The 26,177-nt window shown below is 43.4% G+C and carries 23 protein-coding genes; 6 read left to right on the top strand and 17 right to left on the bottom strand.

What is annotated here, in order from left to right; all coding sequences use genetic code 11:
- Positions 1 to 66: 66 nt before the first annotated feature.
- The 3 genes from H0913_RS18225 to H0913_RS18215 form a co-directional block, all read right to left on the bottom strand.
- On the bottom strand, positions 67 to 1,041 hold the full coding sequence (locus H0913_RS18225) for an OmpG family monomeric porin (RefSeq protein WP_336431453.1): 975 nt from the start codon (positions 1,039 to 1,041) through the stop codon (positions 67 to 69).
- Positions 1,042 to 1,591: 550 nt separating this feature from the next.
- Entirely contained in the window at positions 1,592 to 2,362 is a 771-nt protein-coding gene (gene tpiA / locus H0913_RS18220; protein WP_036950832.1) for a triose-phosphate isomerase, read from the bottom strand.
- Positions 2,363 to 2,558: 196 nt separating this feature from the next.
- Complete coding sequence (locus tag H0913_RS18215; protein WP_154603268.1) at positions 2,559 to 3,185, bottom strand: DUF1454 family protein; 627 nt, start codon at positions 3,183 to 3,185, stop codon at positions 2,559 to 2,561.
- A gap of 52 nt (positions 3,186 to 3,237) precedes the next feature.
- On the opposite strand from H0913_RS18215, the gene H0913_RS18210 reads away from it, so the two are divergent.
- Complete coding sequence (locus H0913_RS18210) at positions 3,238 to 3,660, top strand: DUF805 domain-containing protein (RefSeq protein ID WP_036950836.1); 423 nt, start codon at positions 3,238 to 3,240, stop codon at positions 3,658 to 3,660.
- 11 nt (positions 3,661 to 3,671) lie between these two features.
- On the opposite strand, the gene fpr is transcribed toward H0913_RS18210, so the two are convergent.
- Positions 3,672 to 4,418, bottom strand: a complete 747-nt coding sequence (gene fpr, locus H0913_RS18205; RefSeq protein ID WP_154603270.1) for a ferredoxin--NADP(+) reductase — start codon at positions 4,416 to 4,418, stop codon at positions 3,672 to 3,674.
- 442 nt (positions 4,419 to 4,860) lie between these two features.
- On the opposite strand from fpr, the gene emrD reads away from it, so the two are divergent.
- A complete protein-coding gene (emrD, locus tag H0913_RS18200) occupies positions 4,861 to 6,045 on the top strand; it encodes a multidrug efflux MFS transporter EmrD (protein WP_154603294.1) in 1,185 nt (394 codons plus the stop codon).
- A 37-nt stretch (positions 6,046 to 6,082) separates the two neighbouring features.
- On the opposite strand, the gene H0913_RS18195 is transcribed toward emrD, so the two are convergent.
- From H0913_RS18195 to H0913_RS18185, 3 genes are all read right to left on the bottom strand, one after another.
- Positions 6,083 to 10,063 (bottom strand): hypothetical protein, encoded by a 3,981-nt coding sequence (locus H0913_RS18195; RefSeq protein WP_181477716.1) that lies wholly within the window; start codon positions 10,061 to 10,063, stop codon positions 6,083 to 6,085.
- Positions 10,064 to 10,305: 242 nt separating this feature from the next.
- Complete coding sequence (gene glpK / locus H0913_RS18190; protein WP_132497051.1) at positions 10,306 to 11,832, bottom strand: glycerol kinase GlpK; 1,527 nt, start codon at positions 11,830 to 11,832, stop codon at positions 10,306 to 10,308.
- Between the two features lie 70 nt (positions 11,833 to 11,902).
- Positions 11,903 to 12,733 carry an MIP/aquaporin family protein gene (locus H0913_RS18185; RefSeq protein WP_154603272.1) on the bottom strand — a complete coding sequence of 277 codons (831 nt, stop codon included), beginning with the start codon at positions 12,731 to 12,733 and terminating at the stop codon, positions 11,903 to 11,905.
- A gap of 305 nt (positions 12,734 to 13,038) precedes the next feature.
- On the opposite strand from H0913_RS18185, the gene zapB reads away from it, so the two are divergent.
- A complete protein-coding gene (gene zapB / locus H0913_RS18180) occupies positions 13,039 to 13,278 on the top strand; it encodes a cell division protein ZapB (protein WP_154603273.1) in 240 nt (79 codons plus the stop codon).
- Between the two features lie 234 nt (positions 13,279 to 13,512).
- On the opposite strand, the gene rraA is transcribed toward zapB, so the two are convergent.
- The 7 genes from rraA to priA all read right to left on the bottom strand — a co-directional run bounded on the left by rraA (position 13,513) and on the right by priA (position 21,726).
- A complete protein-coding gene (rraA, locus tag H0913_RS18175; RefSeq protein ID WP_154603274.1) occupies positions 13,513 to 14,031 on the bottom strand; it encodes a ribonuclease E activity regulator RraA in 519 nt (172 codons plus the stop codon).
- Positions 14,032 to 14,150: 119 nt separating this feature from the next.
- Entirely contained in the window at positions 14,151 to 15,068 is a 918-nt protein-coding gene (locus tag H0913_RS18170) for a 1,4-dihydroxy-2-naphthoate polyprenyltransferase (RefSeq protein WP_154603275.1), read from the bottom strand.
- Positions 15,069 to 15,253: 185 nt separating this feature from the next.
- Entirely contained in the window at positions 15,254 to 16,588 is a 1,335-nt protein-coding gene (gene hslU / locus H0913_RS18165) for an HslU--HslV peptidase ATPase subunit (RefSeq protein WP_108479178.1), read from the bottom strand.
- A gap of 11 nt (positions 16,589 to 16,599) precedes the next feature.
- Positions 16,600 to 17,130: an ATP-dependent protease subunit HslV gene (gene hslV / locus H0913_RS18160; RefSeq protein WP_006660514.1), complete on the bottom strand. Its 531-nt coding sequence runs from the start codon at positions 17,128 to 17,130 to the stop codon at positions 16,600 to 16,602.
- Positions 17,131 to 17,297: 167 nt separating this feature from the next.
- Complete coding sequence (ftsN, locus tag H0913_RS18155; RefSeq protein WP_181477715.1) at positions 17,298 to 18,137, bottom strand: cell division protein FtsN; 840 nt, start codon at positions 18,135 to 18,137, stop codon at positions 17,298 to 17,300.
- A gap of 72 nt (positions 18,138 to 18,209) precedes the next feature.
- Complete coding sequence (cytR, locus tag H0913_RS18150; RefSeq protein ID WP_181477714.1) at positions 18,210 to 19,238, bottom strand: DNA-binding transcriptional regulator CytR; 1,029 nt, start codon at positions 19,236 to 19,238, stop codon at positions 18,210 to 18,212.
- A gap of 289 nt (positions 19,239 to 19,527) precedes the next feature.
- Positions 19,528 to 21,726, bottom strand: coding sequence for a primosomal protein N' (gene priA / locus H0913_RS18145; protein WP_181477713.1), 2,199 nt, complete (start codon positions 21,724 to 21,726; stop codon positions 19,528 to 19,530).
- Positions 21,727 to 21,951: 225 nt separating this feature from the next.
- Between priA and rpmE the strand changes: the two genes are divergently transcribed.
- Positions 21,952 to 22,167 carry a 50S ribosomal protein L31 gene (gene rpmE, locus H0913_RS18140; RefSeq protein ID WP_036950864.1) on the top strand — a complete coding sequence of 72 codons (216 nt, stop codon included), beginning with the start codon at positions 21,952 to 21,954 and terminating at the stop codon, positions 22,165 to 22,167.
- A 97-nt stretch (positions 22,168 to 22,264) separates the two neighbouring features.
- Here the strand turns inward: rpmE and H0913_RS18135 are convergent, their stop codons facing one another.
- Together H0913_RS18135 and H0913_RS18130 are read right to left on the bottom strand one after the other, a co-directional pair.
- Entirely contained in the window at positions 22,265 to 22,999 is a 735-nt protein-coding gene (locus H0913_RS18135) for an outer membrane protein (RefSeq protein ID WP_181477712.1), read from the bottom strand.
- Positions 23,000 to 23,256: 257 nt separating this feature from the next.
- A complete protein-coding gene (locus H0913_RS18130; protein ID WP_181477711.1) occupies positions 23,257 to 23,982 on the bottom strand; it encodes an outer membrane protein in 726 nt (241 codons plus the stop codon).
- Positions 23,983 to 24,020: 38 nt separating this feature from the next.
- On the opposite strand from H0913_RS18130, the gene H0913_RS18125 reads away from it, so the two are divergent.
- A complete protein-coding gene (locus H0913_RS18125; protein WP_154603279.1) occupies positions 24,021 to 24,284 on the top strand; it encodes a hypothetical protein in 264 nt (87 codons plus the stop codon).
- Between the two features lie 88 nt (positions 24,285 to 24,372).
- Here H0913_RS18125 and metJ read toward each other — a convergent pair whose 3' ends face one another.
- Entirely contained in the window at positions 24,373 to 24,690 is a 318-nt protein-coding gene (gene metJ, locus H0913_RS18120; RefSeq protein WP_181477710.1) for a met regulon transcriptional regulator MetJ, read from the bottom strand.
- Positions 24,691 to 25,015: 325 nt separating this feature from the next.
- Here metJ and metB point away from each other — a divergent pair, with 325 nt between their 5' ends.
- Positions 25,016 to 26,170, top strand: coding sequence for a cystathionine gamma-synthase (metB, locus tag H0913_RS18115; RefSeq protein WP_181477709.1), 1,155 nt, complete (start codon positions 25,016 to 25,018; stop codon positions 26,168 to 26,170).
- The last annotated feature ends 7 nt before the right edge of the window (positions 26,171 to 26,177 follow it).

The raw sequence follows: 26,177 nt of genomic DNA, 5'->3' as shown, positions 1-26,177 counted from the left end.
TAAACGCCTAACCGTCCGCTATAATGGCGGAACGGCTAGGAATTTATGACTGCTAGCTGGTTATCGCTACCAGCTATATTTCACGCCTAACTGACCGAGATACATCGTCTGTTTATTACTGTTCCCTGATGTTTTTTCACTGCCTTTCGGGTATTTCCATTTGGTGGGTTCATAAGCCACACCGCCCCACAATGCTAACTTCGGTGTCACTTTGTATTCCACTTGAGTGCCGAGACGGTAGCCACTGCGTAACTGCTGAGTGAGATGACCTCGATTGTTGTACTCGTTGTCATTAATGAGATAGCGGAAATAAGGGGAAATGCTCCAATCTTGGTTAATAGTTACTGGTAAGCCAAGACGAATTTGGCGTTGTAAGGATTGGGTGGTGAACTCATTATCCCATGCTTTGTCACTGTAATAGCTGACCTTGGCTTTAATGCTATCGGTGAGTTTATAGCTCACGCCAACTTCAGATTCAAATTCGTAGCTATTGGCCTCATAGAAATTACTGTAGTAGTAAAGCGCACCCCAATAATTAAATGTCCATCGTTCATCAAGGTTGATTGAACCTGAAGGCATGATCCAATAAAGGCTATTGGAGGCGCGGGCTTTAGAGCCTGGTGTTCCATCATTGGATTCTTTGCGGTAAGTGAAATTGACATCGAGGTTGGAAATTTTATCTTTAATAAACTGCTTGGTCACACCGATTTGGGTTCGATTGCGAATGTAAGAATCTCGGGAATTGGAGAAGTTTTTTCCGTGATTTCTTAAGGTTTCTCGGTGTTCGAGATCAAACGACCAAGTAGATGCCAGATTACTCAGCGATAACTTACCTACCATGCTGGCTTTATCATACACTTTGTTATTCTGTGAATCCCGCTGGCCTTGGTACTCTTCCAGTTCGACATACACATTGGTTTTAACACGCCAATGGTCATCGCTAGACGGAGATTGACTGGATTGAGAATAACTGGCGATAGGGAAAAGAATTGCTGTGCTAAGAATTGCAGTATTAAGAATTAAACCCATTATAGACTTCATATTCATCCTTTATAGAATGCTTTAATTATTTAATGATTGAAAATCAATGGGCTCATAGATTAATTACAATAAGCAAGAAGCTGTCGAACTCATTGAAGAGGGACGTCACCATAATTAATAAGGAGCCATTGATTTTTATTACGTTACTAATTTAAAGAGAACAGAATAAAAAATATCAATAATGAAAAGTCGGCGAGCCGACGCAAGCAATCTAAATGAATTATCTCACTGTTGTCTATTGTTATTTTTTGATGCTATGGATAGTTAAATTAGTGGGCTAGCTAATTTAAAGTGATCTAATTGGCTGTGTTTATTCGATTTTTATTTCTGTTTTTAATAGGATTGAAGTTTGTCTTATATTTATATAATCATTTATTTTCAATGTGAGAATAAATAAATTTAGATGGGTTATGTTTTTAATTAATGGTTTTTTAAATTCTTTTATTATTATTTTATTTTTAGGTTTTTCTGTAACGAAGATAAGATAAACCGCCTATTTAAAAATAAGTTAAATAGACGGTTAAATTGAATAATCAAATAGAGTATTTAATTATTTTGCTTTTTTTGCTTCTGCTGCTGCTTTAACAATCACAGCGAAAGCATCAGCTTTTAAGGACGCGCCGCCCACTAAAGCACCATCGATATCTGGTTGAGTGAATAACTCAGCCGCGTTGCCTGCGTTAACAGAACCGCCGTATTGAATGATCACTTGCTCAGCGACAGCTGCATCTTTTTTCGCAATGTGGCTACGAATAAATTTATGCACTGCTTGTGCTTGTGCTGGAGTTGCTGATTTACCGGTTCCGATTGCCCAGATTGGCTCATAAGCGATAACTGCACCTTGGAATGCTTCCGCACCTAATGTGTTCAGAACTGCATCGATTTGACGAGCACAAACTTCTTCAGTCTTGCCAGCTTCGTTTTCAGCTTCGCTTTCACCGATACACAGAACTGGGATTAAACCTTGTTCTTTCAGCACTGCGAATTGTTTTGCAACGAACTCATCACTTTCTTTGTGATAAGTACGGCGCTCTGAGTGACCGATGATGATGTATTTTGCACCGACATCTTTCAGCATTTCAGCAGAAATTTCGCCAGTGAATGCGCCAGACAGGTTGACGTCAACGTTTTGTGCGCCTAATGCAATGCGGCTGCCTGCGATAGCGTGTTTAGCTTGAGTTAAGTACATCGCTGGTGGCGCAATTGCTACGTCACAGCCATCAACGCTGCTCAGTTCGTTACGCAGGCCAGCAATCAGTTCATTGACCATCTGGGTACTGCCGTTCAGTTTCCAGTTACCCATTACCAATGGATGTCGCATGTTATTTCCTCCAACCAAAAAGTTTGAATGATTTATCGATTAGTTTTTCATCACGCGATCAAGGTATTACGCGCAACGAGACGTTTCTGTCGCTGTTCCTGCATTATAGGAACAATGGATAATAATAGCTTTGCTTTTCATCATGCTTATTGCCAGAGCGTGATCATCATCCATTTAGCGTATTTGTTGCTCTCAATTATTGACGGTTTTCACTTGCTTGTTGTTCTAGCTTAATCGGTTCAACAGCAAAAGTAAGCACATTATTGTCACTTTTTACCAAAATATATCGCAATGCACCTAATCTTGCTTCTTCCGCGCGGGTTGGGTTTTTATTGGCCATAAACTTGTTCAGCGCAGCGGTCAGCTCTGGGGCTTTATCCAGAGAAACATTAGGGTCAAACTGATGAATAATAGCAATAATATAGCGCTCAATTAATTGGCGATTTTCTTGAGCGTCAGTTTCGTTGTCCGTGGGTAATAATGTGATTTGTAAGCTTTTAATTTTCTCACTACCTCGTTCGAGGACGGCAGATGAGTATATTTGTTGATTAATACGTGATGCGGCGCGAATGTAGGGCGCGGATATATCTTGGCTAGCAATCACTTTGTATTCGTGAAGATACAAATCTTTATAGGTTTGATTAAATTGACTACGTAGCTCTGGGATCGTGAGATTAAAGGTTGGCGCATCAGGTGCTAAATACGCGACGCTTAAGTCGGTATCAGGTAACGTCGGTACCTTTTGGGAAAGTGCCATTTGTGGAAAATAGCACACAAAAGCGGTTATGATGATGGACATGGAACGGAATATTGGTTGAGCCATTTTTTCTGCCACTTATTCTTCAGAGATTAATATTGTATCAGGATTACACACAATGACATTACTACAATGGGCTTTTTCCTTTAAAGGCAGAATTGGACGGCGACCATTTTGGGCGGGTGTAGCAGGCTGTTTTATTTTAATGACCCTGATTTCTCTCTTCCAAAACGCGTTTTCATTACCGGATGTCGTTGTGGTGGTGTTGTTTATTTTGTTGCTGTATCCCCTTGCGGCGATTTTCACCAAGCGTCTTCATGATAGAGGTAAACCGGGGGGATGGTTTGCTTTAGTCGTGTTAGCTTTTGCTCTTTTTTCCTTCGATGTCAGTCAATTGGCAGAAATTTGGCAATGGGGAATTGGACGCTTTCTTCCACTACTGATCACGATGATGATGCTGATTGATTGCGGCGTTTTTGTGGGAATGGAAGGTGAGAATCCGTATGGGGAAAAGACAGATAAAGTGGATTATCTGTCTTAATCGTTAGGTTATTACCAGTACTGTTCGCTGGTGATATGCCCCGGTTTACGGCGTAAATGTTTAACTAACCCGTGGGTTTCTTTGAGTTTATCCCGTGTATCTCGCACCATTTCTGGGTTGCCGCACAACATAATGTGGCAATTTTCTGCATCAATCGGCAACCCAACAAATTCTTCCAATTGATGATCTTCAATTAATGCGGGAACCCGCCCATATAGCGAGCCGGGTGCGTGTTCACGACTCACGACGGTGACAATGCGTAATTTTCCTTGGAATTGCTGCTCTAATTGCTGCATGAGCGGCAGGTAGCTCAGATCTTTTTGGTAACGCACGGCATGCAGTAAGACGATTTTTTCGAAGCGCTCTAGCCCTTTATTCTCTTGTAAAATAGAGAGAAATGGACCAATAGCCGTACCTGTCGAAAGCATCCAAAGATGTTTGCATTCAGGAATTTCATCCAGCACAAAGAAGCCAGAAGCCTCATCGGTGATTTGCAGTGTATCGCCGACTTGTAGCTCAGCGAGCTTCGGGCTCAGTTTTCCATTAGGAACGATGACGAAATAGAATTCAAGGCGGTTGTCGCTGGGAGCATTCACATAAGAGTAGGCGCGGGCAACGCGTTCCCCATTAACTTCAAGGGCGAGTTTAGCAAATTGTCCTGCAATAAACGGTTGAATAGGCGCATCCACCACTAAACTAAACAAGGTTTCTGTCCAATATTTGGCTTCAACCACCCGACCTGTTACCCAATTCGCCATAAATTTGTCCCTCTTATCGAAAAAACCTCAGAGAAAGTATTCAACAGTGTGAATTATTTAAGATATACATTGCTGAACTTAATAGGATTTCATACTAGATCAGTTCATTGTTTATGCTTATCGATAAAGTGTTTTAGTGGATTGTTCTGCAAATGGGGAGTTTGGTAATTTTAATGTACAGTTAAGTTGACAGAGGTGGCGAATATTACTGCCAACGCGAAGTAAATTAAAATGGTGTTCTACCTCGAAAAATTCATAAATTTTGTTATCTTTATCACACAAGAACAACATCAATTGTTTGCTAGTTATATAATTCCAATGTAATGGGCAAAACAACGAACAAAAATCTATTATTTAATCCTAAGTGCAAGCGTTCGTGTTATTAAACTTTAATAATACGGCGCTATTGTGTGCTCAGGAATTGTGAGTGTCTGAGAGCAAAATGAGAAAGCTTGAAAATTTTAATCTGTTATTAATGTTGATTGCCCTCGCTGCGGTTGGGCAAATGACTCAAACTGTTTATGTCCCTGTTATTGCTGAAATTGCGGTGTATTTCGGCGAGCCTTCGGGTGCCGTACAGCGCGTTATGGCGGCGTATCTGTTTTCTTATGGTTTCTCCCAGCTACTATATGGTCCGTTATCTGACCAAATTGGTCGCCGTCCGGTGATTTTAGCTGGGTTATCTATCTTCTTAGTTTCAACGATTGTCGCCATTTTTGCCCCAACATTGACTGTATTGACAGTCGCGAGTGGTTTACAAGGTTTAGGTACAGGGGTTGCGGGAGTGATGGTGAGAACCATGCCGCGCGACCTGTATAAAGGCACCGCGCTACGTTATGCCAATAGTCTGCTCAATATGGGGGTGTTAGTAAGCCCACTGTTAGCGCCTATGTTTGGTGGGATACTGGCGCACTTCTTTGGCTGGCACGCTTGTTATATTTTCTTATTCCTATTGGGTGGCGGGGTGTTGTTCAGTATGTATCGCTGGATGCCAGAAACTCGTCCTATTTCACCTGAAAAGCATAATTTAGTGGCGTCATACCGTGAATTATTATCTAACGGTTCGTTTCTGTCGTATTTGACGATGCTGATTGGTGCACTTGCTGGGATCGCAGTTTTCGAAGCCTGTAGTGGTGTATTGATGGGCGGCGTCTTAGGGCTCAGTAGTATTACCGTCAGTATTCTGTTTATTCTGCCTATTCCTGCGGCGTTCTTTGGTGCTTGGTATGCGGGGCGTGAAGGTAAGAATTTCTCCACCTTGATGTGGCAGTCGGTACTGATTTGTCTGGCTGCGGGCATCATGATGTGGGTGCCGGGTTGGTTTGGCATCATGAACACATGGACATTATTAGTGCCTGCTGCGCTTTTCTTCTTTGGTGCAGGGATGTTATTCCCGTTGGCGACTACTGGTGCGATGGAACCTTTCCCCTATTTAGCGGGGGCTGCGGGGGCATTAGTCGGTGGTTTACAGAACGTGGGTTCTGGTGTGGCAACGTGGGTTTCCGCATTGATGCCACAAAATGGCCAGTTTAGCCTTGGCTTGCTGATGTTCTTGATGTCGATGTTGGTGGTGCTGTGTTGGTTACCGCTGGCACGCCGAATGAGCCATACCGAGCGTATGGTTTAATATTCATGTTCAGGGGGCAAATAAGCCCCCTGATTTATTATGCGACTAATGGAATAAATTGCGTAGCTTCAACCCATTGGGCTGCATTCTGTTGTGCATGGATAGCGTCTTCTTTCATTCCCACCATCTGTGAAATCAGTGCATTAAATTCCATGGGACGGTCATAATTGAGAAATTCTCGGTTTTCTGCAAGAGTGCCTTGGTCATTTTGCTGTATCCATACAGAGCTAGCTTCAGCATCGTCCTGCAAATGTCGGTCGATATACACTTTGATCCCTGCAACGTGTAAATCTGGGGTACTGTCTAGCGTGCCTTTTACCGTCAAAATGCCATCTTGATCTGAAAGATACCAAGGCTCTATAGGTGCATATTCTTGAATTTTACCTTGCTCATCGTAAAGACAGATGGTTGCCCAGTAGGTATTGCTCGATGATGCTAATTTGCCAATATCAATTTGTTGATTCAGTTGCACATCAGACAGTAACTGAACATCGGATAGGACTGCCAGTTGAGGGAGTGATGTGGATGAGTTTTCCTCATATAAATCAAAATGATTGAGGGGAATAAATGTTGCTTTAGTATCCACAAGGGGCTGCGATGGGTCTAATGAAAAGTATTGCAGGTTTAATCGCCCATTTTCGACCCATTTTGCACACAAAGCTTGGTTATCTTCACTCACCGACCAAAACAGTTTGCTGCCGCGCCAATAATTATCCATCTGTAAGTTTTCTGGTATTGTTTTTCCATCCCCATAAATAAATAAGCGATTTGCCAGCGATTCTGGATTTTTATACTGATAAACCGTGGTTTCTGTGCCATTTTCAGTTTTGAGGATATCTAGGCTAACTAACTCCCCTTTATTGGCGATACTGAGGTTGATTTCATTACCTTTCAGTGAAACCTTGAGGGTTTCAGTGAGTAATCCGGATGGCGTGACATAAGTGATCGTCAAACTATGCGGGGAATCGAAATGATCTTTTTGGATCACATGTCCGATGGTTTGAGTGATGGTTAGGTAGCTATAGGGGTGTAATTTTCCGTCCGATAGTGGCAAAAAAATCCCCGTTAGTTGATAGACGGGTTGGTATTTACGCTCTACCGCGTTTTCATCAATATTGGCCAGAAAGTCCTGCGCCTGCTGGGTCAAATAATCTGAATGGGCGAGAAAAGCATCATACTGATCGGTGTAATGTGGGTAATCGGCGGGGTACATCGCAGGGATGATTTCATCAGTTTGATTTTGTTGGCGATACGTCGTGTATTGCTGACGATATTGGTCAAATGCCATATTTTCACCATGATTTTCAGGGTGATAGGGATAACCTTCTTTTGTGGTATGCCCTAAACTTAGCCCATGTCCAAAAACTTCATGCCACAGAATGCTGGGTTTGGTGATCCCCCCTCCAAAGTTGTGAGTTGCAAGCCCAATAGTTCGCGCGGTTCCCCCTGACATGGCTAAATGTTCAATGGAAGAGTAGAAAAATTCGGAATAGAGCAGAGTGCGTCGTGCGGCTCTTTGGCTATCCGAATAGGCCCAATCAATTTGGGACATCGATGCTTCTGGAATGTTTTTAGGGGCATCATACTGAGGGTGCACTAACGTTGAGGTGTCTATATAGCCTTTTTTATCCTTAACAATATAAGGATAAAGTCCCATATTCTGGCTCAGTGATGGGTAGCTAAATAGTGTGAATTCGTGGGTTGGCAGCTTGGCGGTGGCCTCTAATCCCCAACTCAGTGGCGAATAATTATAAATCCCATGCCCATCACGATATAAGCTTGCATGCGTGACGTGAGTCGTCATCGGGGTAACAGACTTTATCGTCGGTGAAAAAAGCCCTTCAGCATTGGTGTATGGTTGAACGATGGGTTGATCTCCAGCCATTATCTGGATTTGCATGCCTGGTTGTACCCATTTGCCTTTTATGGGGGCGGTGTAACTTTGGTGATGAAAATGTTGAGCATCAATACTCGGTGTCGTCGGTTTCTCGTTTAGTTGCGAGGGAAGCATTATTGGGCCTGTCAAAACAATACGCTCCAGTTCGTCACCTTGTTTATTGCGAATTATCGCGACAATATCAGGGGCATTTCTGGCGGTTTGGCTGGTGATGTCGACTTTGAGTAATGCCCAGCGATTGGCGGTTAAACCAAAATAAGGGGAATTTGGCGATAATAAATGCGTCTGCGCTAACTGGATACCATGAACCTGCATATCATTCGGAACTGGCTGGTGGCGGCGTTGGGGCTGGTGGTAAATGGGGTCGGGTAGTGAAAATGTACGTTGCCCAGGAATAGAAAATTGGGGGGCATCTTCGGCTTGCAATTGAATCGACATGGGGGCAGAAATAGCGCCATTTTTCATCACTGCCACAACATCAAACTGGTCATGTCCTTTAAACGCTTGGTGGCTATTTGGTTGATATTGCCACTCGCCTGTATCTTTATTAAGTTCAACTTCCCCAAATAACGGTGCTTCAATCAATTGGAAATAGTCGATTTCTTCGTGATGTGGAAGGTTGCCAATTATTGCTCCAATGACGAATTGGTTGGTGACGCCATTTGGGTTTTTAGCAATGAGAATGGGGTGAGTAGATTGATTTTTCAGCTGAAACTGTGAAACCTGCATACCATTACAATCAATGACTATCTGGTGGTTTGCATAACGCATGGAAATAGATGGCAATTCAAGACTGGCCAGCTGTTGATTAACATGGAACTCGATTTCTGAGGCGAGCGCATCCCAAGAATCTTGGCGGGAAAATTCGATATCATCCAGACGTAGGGCGATAGTTTCTCGTGAGCTGTTGAGTATCATCGAAAAATAGTGGCTATTTTGCAACGTCTCTTCGGTTAATGTCAGCGTATTTATTGATAAAGCGGGTAGTGAAACACGCTGTTGAAAACCGTGGGCGTTAAATGTCGTTTGCAGCTTAGGTAATGGTGCTAATGAGGGCAAACTCGACGTTGTTTGCGAAGCGTGATGAATAGCATGGTCAGGGATAAATTGGATTTCATCATCATCTGGGAAACCCCAACCTAAACGTATTTCTGGCGGCAGTCCCCCGGTTGTCGTGGAGATTTTAAACGGTATTTGCTGATCAGCTTTCGACTTCGGGATAATAATTTCAGCAAATTCATCATCTTGAGTCATTTTTTGAGTCTGTTGGTTGACCTCGAAGGTAAAATCTTCACTGTGGTACAACGTGTCCAGATAAATGCGAATATTTTCAGATTTCGGTACAGTGAGAGTTCCTTCATAGACCCAAACGGTGAATGATGAGCTTTCAGGTAAGCCGCTAGCATAGTGAGTCAAGTTAGAGATGGTGAAGGTATTTTTTTCTATTCCATGGGATGTGGATTGGTAGGCTGTTACCTGCATACCTGGCTTTTGGAGCGAGGAGTAGGTTGGCTGAGAAACGTTATTAATATCGATATTTTCTACTTCGTTAAGTAGCTGCTGAATGGGCAGTGAAACCGTTTTCTCGTCATCCTCAATAATAATGACACTGCCGCCGGTTAGCTCCAGCCAGTGGCGAATAATGTCAACTTGTTGGTCATTGGCATCGCTGGCAAGAATGACGGTATCGTAGTGGCGATGCCACTGCCCACTAGGTAGAAGTGCATCGGCAAGTTGCGCTTGGGAACGAGGTTCACCATCACGCCATTGATGAGAGGAATGGAAGCTATCCACCCATAACCCATGCTGTGGGTGGAAGGCGAAACCGGAAAAATCATTTTTATCCAAGGTACTTAGTAAGTAATTTTGGCGCTGCTCACCAAATAATCGAGGCTTATCCATTAACCAATTTGTCAGTTCAAATGCGGCTCGCCCTGAGTGGGTTTGTTGAGGATTGGCACTTAATCCATCAAGAAAAAAGCTGTCTGTATGAATTCTGACGACACGCCCTCGTGCGTTGTAGTTACCAAATTGGAGATGTCCTTGTTGTTGGGCATGAGAGATAAGTTGTACAGTGCGCGAATTGGTGGTGTTAAAAGGGTATTTTTTGCGGTTATCCATAACCAAAGCTCCAAAAAATGAAAATGGTTGTTTATGAACGAATTTATTCATAAAAAGTTATTGCGGGAGTGAATTCTAGATAAGCGGGTGACTTCTTTCTAATTTATTATTCGTCTGATAATTGCCTTTTTATTTATTAGCTAATTACCGGTGTGGTTTGATGGGAAAACCTCATAAAAAAAGCAGTGCCGGAGCACTGCTTTGACTGCTTGTTTAGCAATATATGTCGTGATACCGAAAAATTAAGCGCGATCTTCCCACTCTTGAGCACGAGCGACCGCTTTTTTCCAACCCTCGTATTTATAGTTACGCTCGGTGGTTTCAATACCTGGCTTAAATACGCGTTCAATGTTGGCTTTACTTTGCAGCTCATCCAAGCTTTCCCAGAATCCAACGGCGATACCCGCTAAGTAAGCCGCACCCAGCGCTGTGCTTTCGCGTACTTCAGGACGCTCGACAGAGGTGCCGAGAATGTCAGATTGGAACTGCATCAGGAAGTTATTCGCAACGGCGCCACCGTCCACACGCAATGCTTTTAGGCGTTCACCAGAATCGGCTTGCATCGCATCGAGGACATCGCGAGTCTGATACGCGATAGATTCCAATGTTGCACGAATAATGTGGTTGCGGTTTGCCCCACGCGTTAAACCAAAGATAGCGCCGCGCGCATACGGATCCCAATAAGGTGCACCAAGACCTGTAAAGGCAGGCACAACATATACGCCATTGCTGTCTTTAACTTTAGTCGCAAAATATTCGGAGTCGGTGGATTCATCAATCAGTTTCAGTTCATCACGTAGCCACTGAATAGAAGCTCCGCCCACAAATACCGCACCTTCAAGGGCATAGTTCACTTCGCCTTTAGGGCCGCAAGCGATGGTGGTTAATAGGCCATGATTGGAACGAACGGCAGTATCCCCAGTATTCATTAATAAGAAGCAGCCAGTTCCGTAGGTATTTTTTGCCATGCCGGATTTTACACACAATTGACCATACAGTGCCGCTTGTTGGTCACCCGCAATACCCGAAATTGGGATACGCGTACCGCCTTTACCCCCAATGTTGGTTTGTCCGTAAACTTCAGAAGAAGGGCGGACTTCTGGCAGCATGTTACGAGGAATATTTAACGCTTTAAGGATTTTGTCATCCCACTCTAAATTACGAATGTTGAATAACATGGTTCGAGAAGCGTTGGTATAGTCAGTGACGTGGACGCGACCTTGAGTCATTTTCCAAACTAACCAAGTATCGACAGTACCGAACAGTAATTCACCTTTTTCTGCGCGTTCACGAGCACCTTCGACGTTATCGAGGATCCATTTCACTTTGGTACCGGAGAAGTAAGGGTCGACCACTAAACCTGTGTTTTGGCGAATATACTCTTCAAGTTCTTTATCGTTCGTTTTTAAATGAGTACAAAAGTCAGCGGTACGGCGGCATTGCCAAACAATCGCATTATAGACGGGTTTACCTGTCGCTTTTTCCCAAACAATTGTGGTTTCACGTTGGTTGGTGATACCGATACCCGCCACTTCATCGGTGCGAATATCGGCTTTAGCGAGAACTTCAATTAAAGTCGAACTTTGTGTTGCCCAAATTTCCATTGGGTCATGTTCTACCCAGCCTGGTTTTGGGTAAATTTGCGTGAATTCGCGCTGGGAAATACTGACGATATTTGCATCATGGTCGAGAACGACAGCTCGCGAACTGGTTGTGCCTTGATCAAGAGCGACAATATATTTTTTAACGATATTGGTTTCTGTTGTCATAATTTAAACCTGTTCAGCAATGGGTTAATCTGGTTTTAAGTAAACCCAGTTTTGGAAATAAGAAACGGTATTAAGAGGATTTTTTCTCTTCTTCATCAGACTCGCAAGTCATGCAAGGCAGATGGCGACCAATTAATTTGCGATAACCGAATGCCCCTAGCAAACCACCAACAATCGGTGCAGTCAATGGGACAAGGAAATAAGGAATATCACGTCCACCTGTCAGGGCAATATCACCCCATCCGGCTAAATAAGCCACGACTTTCGGGCCAAAGTCACGCGCTGGGTTTAAGGCGAATCCAGTCAATGGACCAAAAGAGCCGCCGATAACCGCAATTAAGATACCAATCAATAATGGCGCTAATGGACCTTTAGGAACACCGTTACCATCATCGGTTAAACCTAAAATTAAGCAGACTAAAATGGCGGCAATCACCACTTCAATAAAGAATGCGTGGAGCACGCTGATTTGTGGCGCAGGGTAAGTTGAGAAGACACCCGCAGTAAATAAACTTTCTTGCGTGCCACGAACAATATGGTGAACTTGTTCGTAATCGAAAAAGACAGGGGAATACATTGAGTAAACTAGGGCAGCAGCACAAAAGCCCCCGAGCATTTGAGCGATAATGTAAGGAACTACTTTTCGCTTATCGAAACACGCGAATAACCATAATGCTAATGTGACGGCAGGGTTTAAGTGAGCGCCAGAGATGCCCGCAGTTAGGTAAACTGCCAGCGCGACGCCGAAGCCCCAAATCACACTAATTTCCCAAAGGCCTAACTGGGCACCCGCAATACGTACAGCTGCGACACATCCTAAACCAAAAAAAACCAACAGAGCAGTTCCAAGAAACTCCGATATACACTGACCAGTCAGTGTTGAAGGTGTCATTTTGCTCATAATTATTCATCCTGCAATAGTCAATATAGGGGGCGTTTTGCACGAGTAAAATTTTCTTCGCGAAAATTTATTCTGTTAATTTAGCGAGAAAAAAGATAATCGAATATTGCGATTTGTGAAAACTGTGTGTCAAATCACCAAAAAACGAAAACAAACAATCATTTTTAAGGTCGAATTCAAACATTTGAATAGTCACGGTCGAAACAATTAAAAGAATAATGTTTGTAATCAAGTGTAAGTCACTGGACACAGAGGATCATGCTACTTACAATCGGGGGAAAGCGCTTATAAAGGGAGATCCGAACATGTCATTTGAAGTATTTGAGAAACTAGAATCCAAAGTTCAGCAAGCCATCGATACCATCGCATTAATGCAGATGGAAATTGATGAACTGAAAGAACAAAACAGTGCATTAAGCCAAGAGTTACAAACCAACAAATCAGGTACTGAATCACTGGTTCGTGAAAATGAACAGCTGAAGCAAGAGCAGGCAACTTGGCAGGAGAGGTTACGGACGCTTCTCGGCAAGATGGAAGAAGTTTAATTTCCTCGTCATACTTCGCATTGTAGGGGTGTTGGCCGCACTCAGTTATCCTAGTCACATACTTTTGTATGCTCCTAGGAATACCTTCGTTTGCCGCCTACCTACAATGTGAATTATTTAGAGGTATTTAGACGTTTGTTTTCTGAAAGAAGTGAAAAACAGAAAATAGAAAACAGAGCAGAAAAGAAAAAGGCAGATAGTGATATCTGCCTTTTTTATGGAATTTGGTGGGGATTATTCGTCGATGGCTTCGTCGAAATCGTCGTTAGCTGCTTGGGTCAGTGGTTCTTCGGATAAAATCATGCCTGTGTTATCGGCATATAGATAATCGCCGGAGAAGAACGTCACACCGCCAAAATTAACGCGGATATCGCTTTCGCCGATACCTTCGTCAGGGCAACCCGCAGGGATTGCAGCAACAGCTTGGATGCCGAGATCTAACTCCATTAATGCATCCACTTGACGGACGGCACCGTAAACCACAATACCTTCCCAGCCATTGTCTACCGCTAATCGAGCGAGTTCAGCGTCAATCAGTGCTTTACGCACTGAACCACCGCCATCCACCAGCAAGATGCGCCCATGGCCGTCTTCTTCCAGCAAATCATACAGAATGCCATTATCTTCAAAGCATTTTACTGTAATGATTTGACCGCCAAATGAAGTACGTCCACCAAAGTTGGAGAATAAAGGTTCTACTACATTAACGCTTTCTTGGTAGATGTCGCAGAGTTCGGAAGTATCATATTTCATAGGATTTAGGTCTTTTTTGCTGCAAGAGGAAGGTCAGTATATCCCTTTTAGTCACTGATTGGCAAAATTCCCGCCAGAAAATAAGCGGGAAAAGTCAAAAAAACAGCAAATAATTGAGACTATTTACTCAGGATAACCCCGAGGGAGAATAAAACGTTGGTGACTAAAGCGATTTTCACCATGTTTTCTAGCATTGGGCGCATCCCTTCAGGGGTAGGATCAGAAAGGACTTTGCGCACATGGTTCATTAGCATTGGCACCGCCAATAAGAATAACCAGCCCGCCCAACCTGTTAAATAGAGTAAATTGAAAAATACCAAACATAAGATGGAGACGATGATAATAATGGCGTGGTACATGCGCGCGCCTTGTGGGCCTAAGCGCACTGCCAACGTATTTTTACCCGCTTTAATGTCATTTTCAATATCACGCATATTGTTGATATTTAAAACAGCCACAGACAGTAAACCGCAAGCTGTTGCTGGCAGGACAGTGATGATATTAAAGCTGTTCGCTTGTAGGTAAAAAGTACCAATCACACTTAACCAGCCAAAGAAAATGAGAACGGAAATATCCCCAAGGCCAAGGTAGCCATAAGGTTTTTTACCGACGGTATAAGTGATGGCAGCCACGATAGCCACTAACCCTAAGCCAAGGAATCCGATGGCATCTTCTGGTTTTTCGCACGCGACAATAATCAACAATAGGCCAGAAAGGCAAGCCGCGAAGATATTCAGCTTCAGCGCTTTTTTCATATCTTCTTTGGTGATAACGCCTTTTTGCATTCCGCGCAGAGGCCCGATGCGTTCAGCGGTGTCTGAACCTTTAATCGCATCGCCATAGTCATTGGCGAGGTTAGATAAAATTTGTAATAAGCCCGCTGTGATAATAGAAAGCAGAGCGACCGGCCACTTAAAGTTACCCGTGAAATAGGTCAATGCGGATCCAGTGACGATGGCAATCACCCCTAATGGCAGGGTTTTTGGTCGTAAACTTTCTAGCCAAGCTTGTTTGCGGCTGATTGAAGATGAGTTCATGTAATTTATTCACCGTACTCGTGATATTTCAATGGGTAACGTGGCTTTGCTGCTGAGTGACCGTTTGAATTATTGGGAGTAAATGTTCTTATTAAGTTGGATTTTATATGTCAAAAGTGCAGCAAGATTGCTGCACTTTAGCTAACATCCATTAAGGATACATGAAAACCTGATAATTAATAAGATTATAAAATAAATCTACTCAGGTCTTCGTCTGCTACCAGTTCGTCTAAGTGCTGGCGGACATACTCAGCATCGATTGTGATACTTTGTCCGTCGCGCTCGCTGGCGTCGAAAGAGATATCTTCCATCAGACGTTCTAGCACGGTATGTAAACGACGCGCACCAATATTCTCGGTTGATTCATTCACTTGCCATGCAGATTCTGCAATTTTGCGAATACCATCCGCGGTGAATTCGACGCTAACACCTTCTGTTGCCATCAGCGCTTTGTACTGTTCAGTCAAAGAAGCATTAGGCTCAGTTAAGATGCGCTCGAAATCTTCAGTCGTTAGAGCCTGGAGCTCAACTCGAATTGGCAGACGACCTTGCAATTCTGGGATCAAATCAGATGGGCTAGAGACTTGGAATGCCCCAGATGCGATAAACAGGATGTGGTCAGTTTTCACCATACCGTGCTTAGTTGAGATGGTGCAGCCTTCGATTAATGGCAGCAGGTCACGTTGTACCCCTTCACGGGACACATCTGGACCTGAACTTTGACCACCACGTTTACAGATTTTATCGAACTCATCAATAAACACGATACCGTTTTGTTCAACGGCTTCAATGGCTTGTTCTTTCAGCTCTTCAGGATTAACCAGTTTTGCCGCTTCTTCTTCCACCAGCAGTTTAAAAGCTTCTTTGATTTTCATCTTACGAGGCTTCTGTTTTTGACCTGCTAAGTTTTGGAACATAGATTGCAGTTGGTTGGTCATCTCTTCCATGCCCGGAGGAGCCATGATTTCAACGCCCATTGGTGCTGCGGAAACTTCAATTTCAATTTCTTTATCGTCTAACTGGCCTTCACGTAATTTCTTACGGAATGCTTGGCGTGCTGGTGATTGCTCATCAACAGGTTCTGCTTGTCCCCAGTTATTTTTTGCTGGTGGGATCAACACATCAAGAATGCGTTCTTCCGCCATCTCTTCGGCACGATAACGGTTTTTCTCGATAGACTGTAAACGCACCATTTTTACCGCAGAATCGGTAAGATCGCGGATGATAGAGTCAACTTCTTTACCTACATAGCCCACTTCCGTGAACTTAGTGGCTTCAACCTTGATGAATGGCGCATTTGCCAGTTTGGCTAAACGGCGTGCGATTTCTGTTTTACCTACCCCGGTAGGACCAATCATCAGAATGTTTTTTGGGGTTACTTCATGGCGTAAATGCTCATTTAACTGCATACGGCGCCAGCGGTTACGCAGGGCAATAGCAACAGAACGTTTAGCTTTATGTTGGCCAATAATATGGTTGTCGAGTTCGCTGACAATTTCGCGTGGAGTCATTTCGGACATGCTAGCAATCCTTATGATTTTGAAGAAATTTCTTCAAAGTTGACATTATGGTTGGTGTAAATACAGATATCTCCCGCTATCGCGAGGGCTTTTTCCGCGATTTCGCGAGCGCTTAAGTCTGTATTTTCGAGAAGGGCGCGTGCTGCGGATTGTGCATATGGGCCACCGGAGCCAATCGCAATCAGGTCGTTTTCAGGCTGAACGACGTCACCATTACCCGTAATAATTAATGAAGTGTGTTCATCAGCGACGGCAAGCAGCGCTTCTAATTTGCGCAGCATGCGGTCGGTACGCCAATCTTTGGCTAATTCCACCGCCGCTTTAGTGAGGTGTCCTTGATGGAGTTCAAGCTTGCGCTCGAACAGTTCAAAGAGAGTGAATGCGTCTGCGGTGCCACCGGCAAATCCTGCAATGACTTTGTCGTTATATAAACGGCGTACTTTGCGGACATTGCCTTTCATGACGGTATTACCCATCGTCGCCTGTCCATCACCACCGATTACAACTTGGCCATTACGGCGAACACTTACGATTGTTGTCATGAGTTAGCCCCTGGTTGTATTACAAAAAGAATGCAGTTGATTTCATTTTTTGATAGATAAATTTCAAGTGATAGTGGTCTATTCACTATCACTTGAAAGAGATTGAACTCAAAAATAACTGCTTACGAGTACATTAAAACAGTAGATGGGGGGGACGGGGGGATTTTTCAACCCCCAGAAGCACGAAGAATACAACCGCTCACGCCAACGCCTGCTGCACGGTCACGCATGTTTTCAGCGGTAGACTTAGAATATGGGCCTAATACGATGCGATGCCAGCCACCACCTGCGGTGACGCGACTTTCAATACCCGCAAATGCGAGAGTGGCACGTACTGATTCAGCCTGTTCTGCCGTTTTAAATGAACCGCATTGCACGAGCATATTCTGCATTTTATTCACCGGAGCTGTCTCTGGTTTAGGCTCAGATTTCACTTCCGGTTTTGCGACAGGCTGAGCTTGCTGAACTGGCGCAACTGGGCGTGTTTCCTGTTTTGGCTCAATAATCGACGGTTTGCGTTGGGTCGGAGTTTCAACTGGCTTAGCAGGTTCGTTGATCACCACTTGTGAGCGCGGTACCGGCTTACCATTAAATGGCACTTCTTGCAGGTTGGTCACAGGCTGGCGACGATCAGAATCCATTTGCTCTAACAACTGGCGCTGTTCGGTGGTGAGATCAGACTGACGAATATTGCCGCTACCTGTGGTCGGTTGCGATGGCGAAGTGTAATCTTGCCAAGGCTCTTCCAGCTCCCTTTTATAGCGCCAAGGTTCTTCGGGTTTAGGTGGCAGGGTGCTACCCGGTTTTGCAGCTTGAGTGGGGAGTGCAGTTTGAGGCGCTTCTTTTTTATTATGAGTAATAAAAAATAGGCCACCCACGAATAACACCACAATAGCGACCGCCACAATTAATGTGGTTAGTGGTAGCCCTTGGGCTTTCTTCGATTTGCCTTTGCCTTTTTTACGAGCGGACGACCGTCCTCGAGCTACATAATCTTTTTGTGCCACGCTATTAATTCACTAGTTGTCAGTTGTTAATCGTTATTTAGGTCATATGTTACTTAACCTTAACGATTTTGCCTAGCATTTAGGCGCTTTTGTACTCTCTCTCACGATTAAATCAGAATCTAGGAGACGAGAACCTGCGGTGACACTATTTCCGTGTAGCTGTTCTAGTAATAATAGCATCGCGTGGCGACCAATTTCCCTGCGAGGGTGATTGATGGTCGTCAGTGCGGGTAATGTATATTTGGCTTGCTCGAGGTTATCAAAACCGACAAAAGAGATATCGTCGGGAATTTTTAGCCCCATTTTCTTCGCTTGCCACATTGCACCGAATGCCATGATATCAGTATGGCAGAAAACGGCAGTTGGTGGCTCTGGTAAAGAAAGTAATGTTTTTAATGCTTCGGCGCCACTTTCATGAGAGAAATCCCCACGCACAATATAGCTCTCTCTCAGCCCTTCGCCAGTACGTAACATCGCTTTTTTATACCCTTCTAAACGGTATTGGCTATGTGGCATTTCTTCAGGACCTGCGATACAAGCAATACGTTTATGACCTTGTTTTAGCAGGTAGTGGGTAGCATTGAATGCCGCGGTGAGGTTATCAATATGCACCGTTGGAAGTTTTAATTCCGGCGCGAATTCGTTGGCCATCACAATTGGCGGTAGGTTTTTTTGTTCTTCGGTTGAGACATCAAACGGTAAGTTAGAGCCCAACAGAACCATGCCATCAATCTGTTTGGTAATTATTAGGTTAATAAAGGCATTTTCTTGTTTCTGCTGATGTTTACAGTCACCAATGAGCACAAAGTAACCTTCGTGGGCTGCCACTTCTTCAATGCCGCAGATCACATCGCTGAAGAAGGGATCGCTAATGTCTGGGACGATCGCGAGAATAGTTTTGGATTCATTGCGTTTATAGCTGCGGGCGAGGTTATGAGGATAATAGCCAACGTCTAAGACGGCTTGCTCAACTTTTTGACGTGTTTGTAGGGAGACTTTTTCAGGGTTCATCAATGTCCGAGAAACGGTGGCTGTTGATACGCCTGCTGCGTTCGCGACATCTTTCATGGTCGCCGTATTATTGTGCTTTTTACTTTCCACAACGCCTTCCTTTGTCTATTTAATCGATTGCTTTTTTTTGAATGGCGCAAACACGTCATTTTGCTAATTAAAAGACATTCTAAAGAGTTTCACAATAATATCTGTTACCTAGTTTGCATAAAAAGTGTGACTTGCATCATTTTTTAGAGCTGCCTCGCAAATTTTGAAAATAGTTATAGTGATAACCACTTAATCCAAATTCTTAATCCATGCGTTTATGGAAAAAATGATGGTTTAGTTATTGGAGTCAGTGAGTTACAGTACCCGTTTTTAGGGTAAGTTAGTGCTGTTAACCGTCCGTAGGATCCACATCAATATTCCATTTTACCTTACGGCTTTCCGGTTGTTTTAGTAACTCAGGTAATAATTGCGCAGTAAACTGCTGGAGATAGGCGCGTGATGGATGTTGCAATAAAAGTTGCCAGCGAAAACGTCCGCCTCGTTTAGCTTGAATGGACGGTGCAGGGCCTAAAATCCATAAGCGCGAGTCACTTTGTGGGTGCTGGCTAATATATTGGCGAACATTCTGTAAAAACTGCCTTGAATCCTGATTATTATGATCTTCAGAGCGGATCAAAATATGGCTAGTGAATGGGGGGAGCATTGCCACTCGGCGCTCTTCAAGGGCTTCTGTGGAGAAGGCGTTATAGCCACTTTCTAGTAAGGTCAGCAAAAGAGGGTGTTCAGGGTGGTGAGTTTGTAAGAACACTTCACCTTGCTTGCCTGCTCGTCCCGCTCGTCCAGAGACCTGTACATATAATTGTGCAAAACGTTCGGCAGCTCTAAAGTCACTCGAAAATAAGGCGCCGTCTACATCCAGCAATGCCACGAGAGTCACATCAGGAAAGTGGTGTCCTTTCGCCAGCATTTGTGTACCGATCAAAATTCGTGCGCCGCCTTTATGCACAGCGTTCAAATGTTGCTCCAGTTCGCCTTTACGGCTGGTGGTATCTCGGTCGATACGAGTCACGGGTACATCTGGAAATAGCTCGGAAATCCCTTCTTCCAGTTGCTCGGTTCCCATCCCAACAGGGACTAAATGTGTTGATCCACATTGTGGGCATTGGCGTGGGACAGGACGTTGGCTATCACAGTGATGGCAACGTAGCTGATGAAAATTTTGGTGCAGCGTATAGTAATGGTCGCAACGCTGGCATTCCGCTATCCAACCACATTCATGGCAGATAAGTGCTGGGGAATAACCTCGGCGATTTAGAAACAAAATTACCTGATTATTTTGTGCGAGGTGATTTTTAATATGTTGGATCAGTAAATGGGACAGCCCAAATTTAAGTGGCTGTCCTTTTAAATCAATCAAATGCTGCTCAGCGGGACGGGCATTGCCTGCGCGGATCGTCAAATTTAATTGGCGATATTTATTCTGTTGCACATTGCTCAGTGTTTCTAGTGATGGCGTCGCAGTTCCCATGATAATTGGGATATTTTCTTTTTTTGCACGGAAAACTGCCAAATCACGGGCATGGTAGCGCCAGCCATCTTGCTGTTTATACGAACTGTCATGCTCTTCATCGATAATAATGATGCCAAGGCGGGCAAATGGCGTGAACAAGGCAGAGCGCGTCCCGATGATAATGCCGTTAGAACCCTGCTTGGCGCGCAGCCAAACCGCTAAGCGCTCACTGTCATTGAGCGCAGAGTGCAAAACATCGACAGGTACATTAAAGCGTTCACGGAAGCGATTAATGGTTTGAGGTGTTAAGCCAATTTCAGGGACTAATACCAGCGCCTGCTTACCTTGAGCCAGAATATTTTCTAACACGCTCAGGTAGACTTCGGTTTTTCCCGATCCGGTGATCCCCGCCAGTAACCACGGCGAAAAATTATCATCTTCTGCGCGAATTGCGCCTACAGCGGTGGCTTGCTCGCTATTGAGTCGTAAACGTTCCCCACTCACGGCAAACTGTGATTGCCATTTTTCTGCAACTGGTTGAACTGGGTACAACTCGGCATACTGTTTTTTCTTCAATGCTTGCAGAGCACTTTCACTGATTTCAAGCTCACCAACTTGATGGCGATAAACCGGACGGCGGCGTAATAGCGCTAGTGCTTGCTGCTGTTTTGGGGATCGTTTTAGCTCATTCAGATCCGCCGCCTGACCTTCTTCAGTCACTTGCCATTGCCAGATCGGGGTAAACTCAGCGGGTTTTCCTTGGCGCAGTAAGGTTGGCATCGCGTGAAATAGCACTTCGCCAATTGGGTAATGGTAATATTGAGATGACCACAGCAGCAGTTGCCAGAGATCATCGGGGAACAGAGTTTGTGAATCTAATACTAGCTCCACGGTTTTGAGTTGGTCTTCGGGAAACTCGCTTTTATCGCTCAGATTGACAACCACACCAAGGGCTTGGCGTTTGCCAAAAGGTACCATGACTCGCCCACCGATGACGGGGACTGGCATATTTGCACCCAAGAGATAATCAAATGTGCGATTTAAAGGAACAGGTAACGCCACCTGAACGACGATCATAGCTGGATTTCCGTCTGTTTTTTGTACAAAAAGATGAGGGTATTCTGTTAGAGTACCACAAAAATCATGCTATTTTCATTGCGTGATAAACAGATTTTCTGTATGATCCGCCGCCTTTGGTATCAATTAATTTTGTTTTGCCAATAAACTAAATTTAATCAACACGACGTGTGGTGTCCGGCGTTAGGGCTGGAATGGCGACACGGCCTTATTAGAGGTTCTCCCATGAAAAAAGGTATTCACCCTAAATACGAAGAAGTTACTGCAACTTGTTCTTGCGGCAACGTAATGAAAATCAACTCAACAGCTGGTCACTCTCTGAACCTGGACGTTTGTGGTAACTGCCACCCGTTCTATACTGGTAAACAACGTGATGTTGCTACCGGTGGTCGTGTTGATCGCTTCAACCAGCGTTTCAGCATCCCAGGTGCTAAAAAGTAATAAAACCTGTCACGTTGAAGTTGATTTAACGTATTCAGTAAGAAAACCTGTTCAATTGAACAGGTTTTTTATTGCCTAAAATCCGCCAATTGAGTGATTAAAAACGGTAGGCGACGCCAAACATAAAGTCATGGCTGGCGAGGTTTATGGTTGAGGTGTCAGTACCATCTTTGTTGAAAGCATTCTGCATGGAAATTTTGTATTTCCCCGCCTCAGTAAACCGATAACCTAAGTCAAATGAGAGATTATCACTGAAGGCATATCGGCTACCCAATCCTATGCTCCATGCTAGCTTATTGATTCTATCTGACTTTGATTGATTGGAACGTTGTTTAAGGCCAAAAATTTCGAATTCTGATCGTTGTGTAATTTCATATCGCGTACTTGCCAATCCGAACCCAAAAGAAATATATGGCGTGAAGGCAGTTTGGTTTTTCATATCATAGTAGCTATTCAGCATGACAGTTGTCAGTGTGGCTTCGTTTTTCATATCAGCTGAACTATTTGGAACTGTGGAAAGTGCATTAAGGCTATGGGTGTTGCTCACTTTTCCTCGCATACCCACTTCTAACTCTGTACGGATAGGCACAGAGAATTGATTATAAAAATCGTAGCCAATACCGATAAAATTACCAAAAGCGGGATGACTTTTATCATTAAACTTCAGCATTTTATAATCGGGCTTTTTTTCATCGCTGTATTCGAATTTAGAATCATATATATTCAAGACAGATACACCAATTTTACTTGATATATACACACCGTTATTACTGGATGCCATTGCTAAATTAGCAAACAACAAGCAACTCAAGGCTAAAAGTAAATTTTTCATTATTAAGCACCAGTTAATTATTTCAGACAGAAACCTAACTGGAGTATAAGTGATGCGGGAAGGGCTATAGTCAGTGTAAGAAACTTTGAGGTATTGAGCTAAAAAGTGAGAATAAAACGAATATTTTTTGGTTTTTAATGCTGAAAATGCAACATATTAAAGATTAAATGTTTATCTTAATATGAATATCTAGATTTAATATTTGGCTTTGGAGTGAGCGCCTCAATAATACTTATTTAGGTGCTCACTGAAAATCCTTAGAAACGGTAAGTTACACCAAACATAATGTCATGGCTTCTGACTTTCACTTTTGAGGTGTTTTCTTGGCTATCTGCGTAGTAACTCGCTTCAGATTTTCCTGCATCTAAGAAGCGGTATCCCATATCTAATGAAACGTGATTATTCACTCTGTACTGTGAACCTAAACCGACGCTCCATGCAAAGTTAGTGGTGGTTTTGGATTTAGTGAACTTTTCATGAGTGAATTGGTTCATGCTAACAATATGCTCATTATAGTCATAACGCATTTTGTGGTTAATGCTTGCCATACCTAATCCGACGCTTACGTACGGGGTAAATTTAGTATCATTTTTGAAATCATAATAAGTATTGAGCATTACAGTGTTTAAAGTGATATCGGTTTTGACATCGTCCGAGCTACTGAAAACACCTGGGTCATTGGATGATTCGAGATTGTGGCTTGTGGAGGCTTTTTCTCTCATGCCAAATTCAAGTTCAGTACGTAGAGGTAACGTGGTGGTTTTAGAGAAATCGTAACCGACGGCAATGTTGCCACCGAAAACAGAATCATTGGTATTTCCGAGATTGGTTTTTTCAAATTCGTTATCACTGGTTTCCCATTTTTGATTGGAAACTTGGACAATTGAAGCCCCGATTTTACCTGAGACATACAGGCTTTCTGCCCCTGCAAAGGCAGCACTAGACACCAAACTGAGTAGAGATATGGCAATAATTTTTTTCATTATAAATTCCATTTAGCTATGTATTCGGATCACGCAATATGAGTATAGATAACTATTTAATTTATCTATGCAGGATCCCTATAAAACTTGATATACAGCAGGCTTTATTGTTTTTTAATATAATTAAGCATTTAGCTGTAAAAATAGTCTTTAGAGGAAAGAAAAATCGCGCTTTATCTGACGGATTAAGTGCCCAAAAGATTAATCCATGGCAAAAGGCGTATATTGGTTATCGGCAACAAATGAAATTGCTTAACAGCATGAAGATAATGAAAATAAATGATGGGGGGATCAGCGGGTAAGAGTGCTATTTAGGTGAAATAGGTGACTAAGATAAGTCACACTCGACCTACATCAGTAAGCCGAGTGTTAAAGAAAGACGCAGAAGGATTAATATTCCCAAGTTTCTGGGTCAATACTCAGCTCGCGCATGATTTCTTTTGCTGCTTCAGGGATCTCATCATTGCGTTCTTTACGCAAATCATCATCATCCGGCAGCGGTTGACCAGTAAATGCATGTAAAAAGGCTTCGCACAGTAATTCACTGTTAGTCGCGTGGCGCAAGTTATTGATCTGACGACGAGTGCGTTCATCAGTTAAAATTTTCAGTACTTTTAAAGGAATCGATACTGTAATTTTTTTGACTTGCTCGCTTTTTTTGCCATGTTCAGCATACGGACTGACATATTCACCGTTCCATTCAGCCATGAGATACCTTGGATATATTCATTGATAATAAAATAATATACGAGTGTCAGTTTCCTGATCCTGAAGATGAATTTTTTTCAAGATACACTCAGCATACGGGTTAAGAATAAAGGGCTTAAGTTATTATTTAATGCATATTAAAATCAATAAATTAAGTCTTTTTATATGCCGGTAATGTGGTCTAACTATCCATTGGCACATAATTATTATGGCTGATTATTCCATTAGTTGTTATAAACGTAAAGAGGTTTAGACGTCTGGACATGTTGACGGCTAAATTTGCTTTGAGTATGATTTGAGCTATCCCATACTTGGAGAGACACTCATGACATACAAAGCATCCACTATCGCGATACATAATGGACTCAATGAAGACTCGCAATTTGGTTGCGTTGTTCCTCCCATCTATTTATCTAGCACCTATAATTTTACGGATTTCAATGAGCCGAGAACCCATGACTACTCCCGTCGTGGCAATCCTGGGCGAGATATTGTGCAGCGAACACTGGCACAGCTAGAAGGCGGAAGTGGTGCCGTAATGACTAACAGCGGGATGTCGGCTCTCCATCTATTATGCACGATATTATTACAGCCGGGTGATTTACTCGTTGCCCCTCACGATTGTTATGGCGGCAGCTACCGCTTATTTAACAGCTTGAGCCAAAAAGGGGCTTATCAGGTTGAATTTGTTGACCAAGGCGACGAATCTGCGTTGCAAGCGGCATTAGCGAGAAAACCCAAACTGGTACTCATCGAAACCCCAAGCAACCCGTTACTGAGAATTTACGATATCCAACATATTTCGACGCTTGCGCACCAAGCAGGGGCTTTGGTGGTGGTAGATAACACATTTTTAAGCCCCGCATTACAGCAACCATTAGCGTTAGGTGCTGATTTTGTTGTACATTCTTGTACAAAATATCTCAATGGTCATTCAGATATTATTGCGGGTGCTGTGATTGCAAAAGAAGAGAAATGGGCTCTAGAATTAGCGTGGTGGGCGAATAATATCGGTGTCACTGGCGGTGCATTTGATAGCTACCTGTTACTCAGAGGTATGAGAACACTGTTGCCTCGTATAAAACAGCAGCAGCATAATGCAGGTGAAATCGTAAAATATCTTAAAACTCAGCCGCTGGTGAAGAAAATATATTATCCTGCCTTGAGTGATCATCCGGGACATCACATTGCCGCCGCGCAACAATCTGGCTTTGGTGCAATGTTAAGTTTTGAATTTGCAGGCGATGAAGCGCAACTTCGTCAGTTTTTACAGGCGCTGAGCTTGTTTACATTAGCGGAATCTCTCGGTGGTGTAGAAACCTTGATTTCCCATACGGCGACCATGACCCATGCAGGCATGTCCCCTGAAGCGCGAGCCGCAGCAGGTATTACTGATAGTTTACTGCGCATTTCAGTTGGTCTTGAAGATAGTCAGGATCTTATCGCAGATTTAAGCCACGCATTTAAGGTTGCGTCATAACGTTAGC

The organism is Providencia rettgeri (assembly GCF_013702265.1).
GTDB lineage: Bacteria > Pseudomonadota > Gammaproteobacteria > Enterobacterales > Enterobacteriaceae > Providencia > Providencia zhijiangensis.
Note: the sequence above shows the minus strand (reverse complement) of the source record. Positions and strands in the feature narration are given on the sequence as shown.

Excerpts from the sequence above, each read along its gene's own strand:
- H0913_RS18225 (WP_336431453.1), bottom strand. The coding sequence starts at position 1,041 with ATGAAGTCTATAATGGGTTTAATTCTTAATACTGCAATTCTTAGCACA.
- H0913_RS18185 (WP_154603272.1), bottom strand. The coding sequence starts at position 12,733 with ATGAGCAAAATGACACCTTCAACACTGACTGGTCAGTGTATATCGGAG.
- rraA (WP_154603274.1), bottom strand. The coding sequence starts at position 14,031 with ATGAAATATGATACTTCCGAACTCTGCGACATCTACCAAGAAAGCGTT.
- priA (WP_181477713.1), bottom strand. The coding sequence starts at position 21,726 with ATGATCGTCGTTCAGGTGGCGTTACCTGTTCCTTTAAATCGCACATTT.
- fpr (WP_154603270.1), bottom strand. The coding sequence starts at position 4,418 with ATGGCGAATTGGGTAACAGGTCGGGTGGTTGAAGCCAAATATTGGACA.
- H0913_RS18130 (WP_181477711.1), bottom strand. The coding sequence starts at position 23,982 with ATGAAAAAAATTATTGCCATATCTCTACTCAGTTTGGTGTCTAGTGCT.
- H0913_RS18195 (WP_181477716.1), bottom strand. The coding sequence starts at position 10,063 with ATGGATAACCGCAAAAAATACCCTTTTAACACCACCAATTCGCGCACT.
- H0913_RS18125 (WP_154603279.1), top strand. The coding sequence starts at position 24,021 with ATGAGTATAGATAACTATTTAATTTATCTATGCAGGATCCCTATAAAA.
- emrD (WP_154603294.1), top strand. The coding sequence starts at position 4,861 with ATGAGAAAGCTTGAAAATTTTAATCTGTTATTAATGTTGATTGCCCTC.
- H0913_RS18135 (WP_181477712.1), bottom strand. The coding sequence starts at position 22,999 with ATGAAAAATTTACTTTTAGCCTTGAGTTGCTTGTTGTTTGCTAATTTA.
- rpmE (WP_036950864.1), top strand. The coding sequence starts at position 21,952 with ATGAAAAAAGGTATTCACCCTAAATACGAAGAAGTTACTGCAACTTGT.
- metB (WP_181477709.1), top strand. The coding sequence starts at position 25,016 with ATGACATACAAAGCATCCACTATCGCGATACATAATGGACTCAATGAA.
- metJ (WP_181477710.1), bottom strand. The coding sequence starts at position 24,690 with ATGGCTGAATGGAACGGTGAATATGTCAGTCCGTATGCTGAACATGGC.
- H0913_RS18215 (WP_154603268.1), bottom strand. The coding sequence starts at position 3,185 with ATGGCTCAACCAATATTCCGTTCCATGTCCATCATCATAACCGCTTTT.
- hslU (WP_108479178.1), bottom strand. The coding sequence starts at position 16,588 with ATGTCCGAAATGACTCCACGCGAAATTGTCAGCGAACTCGACAACCAT.
- H0913_RS18170 (WP_154603275.1), bottom strand. The coding sequence starts at position 15,068 with ATGAACTCATCTTCAATCAGCCGCAAACAAGCTTGGCTAGAAAGTTTA.
- glpK (WP_132497051.1), bottom strand. The coding sequence starts at position 11,832 with ATGACAACAGAAACCAATATCGTTAAAAAATATATTGTCGCTCTTGAT.
- H0913_RS18210 (WP_036950836.1), top strand. The coding sequence starts at position 3,238 with ATGACATTACTACAATGGGCTTTTTCCTTTAAAGGCAGAATTGGACGG.
- hslV (WP_006660514.1), bottom strand. The coding sequence starts at position 17,130 with ATGACAACAATCGTAAGTGTTCGCCGTAATGGCCAAGTTGTAATCGGT.
- zapB (WP_154603273.1), top strand. The coding sequence starts at position 13,039 with ATGTCATTTGAAGTATTTGAGAAACTAGAATCCAAAGTTCAGCAAGCC.
- tpiA (WP_036950832.1), bottom strand. The coding sequence starts at position 2,362 with ATGCGACATCCATTGGTAATGGGTAACTGGAAACTGAACGGCAGTACC.